Annotated in this window: 6 protein-coding genes and 1 pseudogene; 2 read left to right on the plus strand and 5 right to left on the minus strand. The window is 58.7% G+C overall.

The window, feature by feature from the left end:
• On the minus strand, window positions 1-991 hold a 991-nt coding region (locus tag Q4P21_RS10510), incomplete at its 3' end, for an SWIM zinc finger domain-containing protein (RefSeq protein WP_369598889.1).
• Window positions 992-1,198: 207 nt separating this feature from the next.
• Between Q4P21_RS10510 and Q4P21_RS10515 the strand changes: the two genes are divergently transcribed.
• Entirely contained in the window at window positions 1,199-2,830 is a 1,632-nt protein-coding gene (locus tag Q4P21_RS10515; RefSeq protein ID WP_303388727.1) for a DHA2 family efflux MFS transporter permease subunit, read from the plus strand.
• Between the two features lie 580 nt (window positions 2,831-3,410).
• Here the strand turns inward: Q4P21_RS10515 and Q4P21_RS10520 are convergent.
• The 3 genes from Q4P21_RS10520 to Q4P21_RS10530 form a co-directional block, all read right to left on the minus strand.
• On the minus strand, window positions 3,411-4,313 hold the full coding sequence (locus Q4P21_RS10520) for an FHA domain-containing protein (protein WP_303388728.1): 903 nt from the start codon (window positions 4,311-4,313) through the stop codon (window positions 3,411-3,413).
• A 10-nt stretch (window positions 4,314-4,323) separates the two neighbouring features.
• Window positions 4,324-4,578, minus strand: coding sequence for a hypothetical protein (locus Q4P21_RS10525; protein WP_303388729.1), 255 nt, complete (start codon window positions 4,576-4,578; stop codon window positions 4,324-4,326).
• 468 nt (window positions 4,579-5,046) lie between these two features.
• The gene (locus Q4P21_RS10530; RefSeq protein ID WP_303388730.1) at window positions 5,047-6,444 is read right to left on the minus strand and encodes a rhodanese-like domain-containing protein; all 1,398 of its coding nucleotides are present in this window, start codon (window positions 6,442-6,444) and stop codon (window positions 5,047-5,049) included.
• A gap of 421 nt (window positions 6,445-6,865) precedes the next feature.
• Between Q4P21_RS10530 and Q4P21_RS10535 the strand changes: the two genes are divergently transcribed.
• On the plus strand, window positions 6,866-7,123 hold the full coding sequence (locus Q4P21_RS10535; protein ID WP_207343620.1) for a metal-sensitive transcriptional regulator: 258 nt from the start codon (window positions 6,866-6,868) through the stop codon (window positions 7,121-7,123).
• 138 nt (window positions 7,124-7,261) lie between these two features.
• On the opposite strand, the pseudogene Q4P21_RS10540 reads toward Q4P21_RS10535, so the two are convergent.
• Window positions 7,262-7,423, minus strand: a pseudogene (locus Q4P21_RS10540) (succinyl-CoA--3-ketoacid-CoA transferase); the annotation flags it as partial.

A 7,423-nucleotide genomic window follows, 5' to 3' on the forward strand; every position in this document is an offset into this window, starting at 1 on the left:
GCGACGGCGCGCCCAGCATGCCGATGGCAGCAGGGTCCAAGTCAACGCCGTCGGCTTCCGCCCGGGGCCGCAAGTGGAGTCCGCCGTCTGTCTGAGCCAGCATGTCAAGGCCAACAGTGGCCCCGTGGCGGACGGTGACGGTGGTGGCTTTCCTGGAGCCAACAAACTGTATGCCCACTTGGCGTGCTTGCTCCAGCAATTGCCACAGCAGCGCGGAATCAATCTTCTCCGCATTGATCCAGCGTCCGGTGGTCGCATAAGACGGGCGCCCAGCCGTTGCCAGCGCATGAAAGACGACCATCCAGTTCCAATGCGTGGGATTCAGCCCCAAGCTGTGGTGGTCGTAGGCGAGCTTGTCCCAGGTCAGGTTGCCGCGCACCCATTTGCCGGAACTGTGCAACGAGACCAGCCGGATACGCAATTCAACGTGCGCCGGATCTGACTCCGTATCGATGTGGAGAGCCGCTGTACGGTGCTGAAAATAAGGGTCCGCAGGTTCGGCGAAAAGTTCAAACTGAAGGGCCAAGGGCATCACTGCTGTGCTTGCCGGGATGGGGGCACCTGGCTGGGCTTGGCCGAGCTGAGCGGCCGAATCTGGCACCGCTGGCAGGATCGCCGCCAATTGCTGTTCCCACTTTTCAGGCACTTGCCTGTCCGCTGCGCGGGCTTCGACACGCATCGCATTCGCCGTCAACAACAGCGCGGCAACATGCTTGCAATTGCCCTGCACAGGGCAGGTGCAAATTCCGTAGTCCAGCCGGATCCCATTCCTACTCTGGCGGAAGATGGCGGCTGTGCCATAAGCGGCCTGTTGGCTCCCGGCCACAAAGCCTGTCAAGGTCAGCCCATCGGCATCCCAGTCCATCGACTGCACGTGGTGGCTGCGTGAGTAAGCGCGGCCGCGGTCGAAGGAGAAAGGGCCAACCAATGCGCCGATGGCTTGGGTGGTGACCAGCGGAAGCAGCGCTGGCGAGCTTGTGGAAGAAGCCATGCCACAACGATAGGGCGCAGTCATGGCTTGTGCCGTTTGTAACGCATTTATGCGTTCTGTGACAGTCGCGCTTCATTGCAGGCGGGGCAGCTGCCAACGACCTCAACGACGTCGAAGGCCATTGGAAAAACCATTGATCATTCGATGACTTAGTAATACGATTATCTAAGTAAATTTATAATCACAGATGTTGAACGGAGCGTTGCGATGCAAACAGGCTCAAAAAGAAGATGGCTCGGGTTGGTCTTTATCAGCCTTGCGGTGTCCTTGATCATTGTTGACTCAACGATTGTCAACGTTGCCATTCCCTCGATTGTGGACGACCTGGGAGCGACTTCCACCCAGGTTCAGTGGATCCAGGAGTCATACACGCTCGTCTTTGCGGCACTGCTGCTGGTCTTTGGTGTGCTGGCGGACAGATTCGGTCGCCGCCGGCTTCTCGTAGTGGGGGTCTGCATCTTTGCTGCCGCTTCGGTCCTGGCCGCGACAAGTCAAAGCGGGAACCTGCTCATCGGTTCCCGGATACTGCAGGGAATTGGCGGTGCCATGGTCCTTCCCTCCACACTCTCGATCATCAACGCTACGTTCCGCGGCAAGGAACGGGCGTTGGCCTTTGCTGTCTGGGGCTCCACAATTGGCGGAATGTCAGCCATTGGTCCCTTGCTGGGTGGTTGGCTGACTACCTCGTATTCATGGCGGTGGGCTTTTGGCATCAACATTCCACTGGGTGTGCTCGTTGTAGTGGGGACACTTTTGGCCGTGGATGAATCCCGCGACACGGCCTCCACCAAGCGCATCGACTTCAGCGGCGCACTGCTCTCCGTGCTGGCCAGTGCCTCACTGGTCTTTGGCCTGATCGAAGGACGGAACTACGGCTGGTGGCTGGTGCACAACCCCTTCAAGCTGGGCCCGTGGATCTGGCCATTTACACTCTCGCCGGTGCCAGTGGCTTTTCTCGTGAGCGTGCTCTCGGTGGTGCTCTTTGTTTATTTGGGTCGCGCGCGTGCCCGTCGGGGGGCCACCACTATGTTGGACTTTAGTCTGTTTTCCATCCCGTCCTTCCGTAACGGCAACGTCGCGGCGATGATCGTGAGTTTGGGTGAGTTCGGGATCATCCTGTCACTGCCTATTTGGCTTCAGAATGTGTTGGGATTTTCAGCGCTGCAAACCGGATTGTTGCTGCTCCCCCTGGCTGTCGGGTCATTCGCAGCGAGCGGATTGGCGGGTGCTTTTGGCAACAAGATCGAGCCGGTGGTGATTGTAAGACTTGGCATAGTCTTGGAGATCGTGGGTGTGGCGTGCCTGGGCTTGGTCATCAGTTCCGACACTCCGTGGGGTGCCCTTGTTCCTTTCCTGTTCATTTACGGACTTGGCGTGGGACTTGCCACTGCCCAGCTGACCGGAGTGGTGCTCAAGGACGTTCCTCAACTCAAAAGCGGGCAGGCCTCCGGGACTCAAAGCACTGCGCGGCAAGTTGGCTCGGCACTGGGGATCGCGATTCTCGGAACGGTCTTGTTCACCACCGCCACGGTGCAACTGGGGAATGCCTTGGAACAACAAAACGTACCCGAGGCTGCCAGGTCAAAGATCGTTGCCGCCGTGGTGGAAAGTTCCGGAGCGGCCATTGGCGGGTTGGACAAGGACCCTGCAACTGCGCCCTTCGCAGAAGCCGCACGTGTGGCCTTTTCTGATGGGACCAAGTATTCGGCCTACTTCGCAGCAGGCTTCCTTACTCTCGGCTTGATGGCAACGCTGTCATTGGGCGGCGGCGCCCCTAAACGAGATCCGGCTCGGGGTATGGACACAGAGTCGATTGACGAGAAAACAGTAGCGGGTTGAATCGTGACGCAAGCACAGGACTTTTGTGATGAGTCGTGTAGTGAGCATCAGGTTTTTGTGAATCCTCGCTCGACGTCGCCGCGAAGATTCGAGCCACTCGCTAACTTCATGGTCCGGGTTGCCAAAGTCTTCGCACGGGTAACCCCACCTGCAAGCTCAAGACGTCTTGGGACGTGAAACGACAACGGCGAACCCTGCTGAACAACCGTTTCCGCCGAAGCCGCAGAGCTCGCCAAGAAGCGCCTTGAAGGACTTATGCATGAATCCAGGCAGCCAGAGACGAGACGGCTCTACCGGAGCATTTGTCGGGGATGGGAAGAAAACGAACCCTCACCGGGACCACCACGGGCGAAGTAGATGCCAACAACACCAGCATCAAACACATCAAAGGTACCGGCCCCATCTTCGGCAACAGCGCCAACCACAGAACAAGAATGATTCACAGAAGCGACTTCAATGCAGCCGTGACTAATCCATTGCAATAATGGATTTCACCTTGAACTATAGGAATGCCCGACCGATGTCAGCACTTTGGCACCTGCGCGGATACTCTCTTCGCAGGTGCCAAGGGTGGGTGGGATTACTCCGGGTCGGAGTAATCGATACGTCGTGGGTCACCCAGCCCGGAGATGGAGTCGTATTCAACTTGACCCGTTCTGGGATCAAATTGCGGTCGCTGCACTCTCGAGAACTCTCCCGCCGTTCGTCCGCCAAAGGGTCGGCCGTGATCTGCATATTCCTCACGGAAAAAGACCATCCTCCACGGGCCCAGCAGGAGCCGGGCCCCCGTTCGCAGGATCCTCCCTGGGGCTTCGGAGGAGGCTGACTCCGTGCTGAAGAATACGTACTCGTCGTCGTCCGTATGGACAATGCGTCCATGAGTGGCAGACAATTCCGGTAACCTGAAATTCGCGTCAGGGCCGCTTCCAATCACGGTCGATTCCTCGGTCAGGTTGAACTCCTTGGGTGGGCGTCCATCCCACGTCTCACTGTCCCGGACGAAAATCAGCCTGGGCCTTCCGCCGCCGCGCGCGTAGTGGGTGGTGGTGGGCTTCATCCGGTAGTTCCGCTGAAACGTTGGTGCCAGCGGAAATGGAGTGGTTGGGGGAAGCATGCGCCCCTGCAAGCCACTTGAAGCTTGCGCCTTGATCACGGTGGCCCAGGTGTTTGACTTGCCCGGCTTGATGTGGGGCGAGGTTGACATCAGGCGTTGCAGCGGGGAAACGTCCACTGCGCCCATGCTGACAATGGTTCCTTCGGGAAGTGAGACGTTCACAACAATTCCTCGAGTTGCCAAGGATTTTGCCAACTTCCTGATGACAGTTATGTGTCGCCGGGAACCGAGACGGAAAAGCGCCGCCGTGTCGGTGTGGATGTTAATTTCCTGGCCGGCAGCCTTGATGCTGCCATTGACCGAGGTGGCTTCCTTGCCGTCCTCGGCCGGAAGTTCGGCCGAGAACTCAAGATCAATGTCAAAGCGCATGTTCCATCACCTAGCGCTTGGTGTCGACAGCGGGAAGGCTCTCATTGTCGCTGGTGGTCACACGCAGAGTCCCGTTGAATTTCCAGGTTGCCCGCGGTGCATCCGGGCCAATGTCCCGGGGCACTTCAACCGTCATGTCCATGAAGCTGTAGTTCACTACGGCTCCGCGCCCTGTCAGGTAGGACCAGAGCTGCTGGCCCAGATCGGACCAGTCGCTTACGGGGACGGAACGGAAGTCTTCGGCAAGTGGTTGGTTGTCAGTCATGGCTGTCCCTCCAAGGTTTGTGCTGCAGGTGCGAAGTGCGCTGCAGGAGTGCCAAAACCGGGATCACGAACTTGTCTGTCCGTGATCCAGATCCTGCACTTGCTGCAACCATAATGGCTGGAGAGCCAGAATAATAGATGTAGTTAAAAAATCTTATTACTTTTTTATGGAGATAGTTTCTTCCATGTCTCAAGCGGCGCTGGACAGCAGAACAGCCACGTCATCACTGGGGGTCGGTCGTAGCTGCTGAACCACTGTCCGCGTGTTCTTCTTCAGGGAGTGTCGCAGGAAGCTGTGTTGTTTCGCGCAGCCTTCGTTTCCGTTGGCGCATCACCACCATGCCCGGTTTCGGAGATGCGTCCAGCGCGAGTATGAAAGTCACCGCGCTTATGCCCGTCCTGTCCTGGCGAAGGTTCCTGACACGTTCGGTACAAGAAATTCATGCATTACTGTGCCTCCCAGGTGGTTTTAGGCGTTCTGGAGTTCCCTCCAGTTGCTCCAAGCCAAGTAGCTGCCGTCAAGTTCGACGACGTCGAACCCGGCGCGGCGCAGGGTGGAAGCGGCCACGGAGTTTCGCACACCGGACTGGCAGTAGCTCACGATGGTGCCGGCCTGCGGAAGCTGCTGGGTATTCCACAGGACACGGCCGGCGCTGAGTTGCTCGGAGCCCGGGATGTGTCCGGCGACGTGCTCGGTTTTATTGCGCACGTCCAAGATCAGTTCGGCGTCGAAGTCTTCCAACTCCGCTGGGGAAATGGTGTGAGGGACGAAGAGGGGCAGCCCCTCAATCGAGGTGATGAAGCCGGAAACGTTGTCAATGCCCACACGAACAAGATGGTCCCAGAGGCCCTTCGCCATCTGCTGGTCATCCGCCAGGATCACTACGGGGCGATGGTCAGTTTCGGGGTCAATGGCCCAGGCTCCGTAACTTGCAACCTTGGTTCCCGTGGGGATGTTCAGTGCACCCTGCACAGTGCCCTCGTGGACCAGGCTGTGATGACGGGTGTCCACGAAGGTGATTTCATCTGCGGCCAGGCGTTCTGCTACCTGGGCTGCGAGGAATTGTGGAAGTTCCGCACGGGCGCCCATAATGGCCGGCCCTTGACGGTTCTGGCGTTTCATCCGAGCAAAATAGGCGTGCGCGTCGGGTTGGCCATCAAGTAGTTCAGCAACGAATCCAGCCTCGTCGTCTGCAGCCAAGTAGGGTGCCCACCAGGCAAAGAGGCGCTCATAGCCAACTGTGGAGGAAGGTATCGAGCCCAAGGCCTTCCCGCAGGCGCTTCCCGAGCCGTGGGCAGGATGAACCTGAACGTAGTCGGGCAGGGTCAGGAACTTTTCCTTCAACGACACGAAAATGTCGTGGGCTCCGGCAAAGCGGGTGTCGATCCCGCCGGCAGCCTCATCCAGCAAGTCAGGGCGGCCAAGGTCGCCGGCGAAAATGAAGTCACCAGAGAGCATGAATCCGGGTTGGTCGCTGAAGGCGCCGTCCGTGACGAGGAAGGACAGGTGTTCCGGGGTGTGGCCCGGGGTGTGAACTGCGCGAAGAGTGATGTTTCCCAGTGTGATGGTGTCCTGGTCGAACAGCCGCACACCGTCGAATGCGTACTGCCAATCGTCCCCACCTTCGCCGGAAAGATAGATGGAAGCATCCGTCGCCGCAGCCAGTTCGCGGGTTCCGGAGAGGTAGTCGGCGTGGATGTGGGTCTCGGTGACGGCCACGATTTTCATGTCATTGGCAGCGGCAAGGCGCAGGTACACATCTATGTCACGGCGGGCGTCCACCACAATGGCCTCACCCTTTGCCTGGCAGCCAATGAAGTAGCTGGCCTGGGCCAGGTCTTCGTCATAAATACGTTCGAGAAGCATGTTACTCCTAGGTGTCATCGTGTGAGTTGGTACCGCTAAGTGGGGAGGTTGGGGCCTCGGCGGGCCTACTGCAGTGGAATGCCGGTGCTCAACGCCCGAAGAGACGTGCAAGCCAGCCTGAGGATTCTGCAGGCTTCTTCGGTGCATTGCGGTCGCAGGAGCAGCGATCAGCTCGGGGAACGTTGGCCATGACTTGGTCCACGTGCTGTCCACACCCGGCCCAGCTGGTCTTCTGGCAGTTGCGGCACATTACTGCACGGCACATATTTTCTCCTCGATGGGTTTTGACGATGACGGTGCGTTGGCCGCCTGACTCCAGTGTGCCACATACCCCCTGGGGTATTCAAGTTAAGTTTAGTTACATCAAGTAAACCCCTGGGGGTATATCATGGAGGGAACTACAAATGCGAGAAAGGCAGCCATGCATCTGGAAGCAGACGAAATGAAACCGGCCATCAATAGGTTGAAGAGGGCGCAGGGACAGCTCAATGCAGTCATCCGCATGCTGGAAGAAGGGACCGACTGCAAGGTGGTGGTGACGCAGCTCGCTGCGGCATCCAAGGCCATCGACCGAGCGGGATTCAGCATTATTGCCACCGGGCTCGAGCTGTGCCTTGCCAGCGAGGACTCCACGGCAGACCGCGCCGACCTGGAGAAACTCTTCCTCTCCCTCGCCTAACCCAACCCTCCCGCACTTTCGGGGCGCCAACCCCCAACGCTCCCGCACTGATGTGCGGGAGCATCTTGCATTAACGCCCCATTAGTGCGGGAGCGTCTGTTGGGGAGGGGACTGGAGACAGGAAGCGGGCCCAATCTTTCAGAGTGCTGCGGTGCCTGCCGCTGCGAAGTTGGGAGACACGCTGAACTGAGCGTCGGTGGCCGCGTGAACAGTCTCGATGCTGACTCCGGGCGCCGTTTCAACAAGCACCAGCCCGTCGTCGCTCACATCCATCACGGCCAGATCCGTGATGATCCGGTC

It is taken from the genome of Arthrobacter sp. (assembly GCF_030540645.1).
Lineage (GTDB): Bacteria > Actinomycetota > Actinomycetes > Actinomycetales > Micrococcaceae > Specibacter.

Excerpts from the sequence above, each read along its gene's own strand:
- Q4P21_RS10515 (WP_303388727.1), top strand. The coding sequence starts at position 1,199 with ATGCAAACAGGCTCAAAAAGAAGATGGCTCGGGTTGGTCTTTATCAGC.
- Q4P21_RS10520 (WP_303388728.1), bottom strand. The coding sequence starts at position 4,313 with ATGCGCTTTGACATTGATCTTGAGTTCTCGGCCGAACTTCCGGCCGAG.
- Q4P21_RS10525 (WP_303388729.1), bottom strand. The coding sequence starts at position 4,578 with ATGACTGACAACCAACCACTTGCCGAAGACTTCCGTTCCGTCCCCGTA.
- Q4P21_RS10530 (WP_303388730.1), bottom strand. The coding sequence starts at position 6,444 with ATGCTTCTCGAACGTATTTATGACGAAGACCTGGCCCAGGCCAGCTAC.
- Q4P21_RS10535 (WP_207343620.1), top strand. The coding sequence starts at position 6,866 with ATGCATCTGGAAGCAGACGAAATGAAACCGGCCATCAATAGGTTGAAG.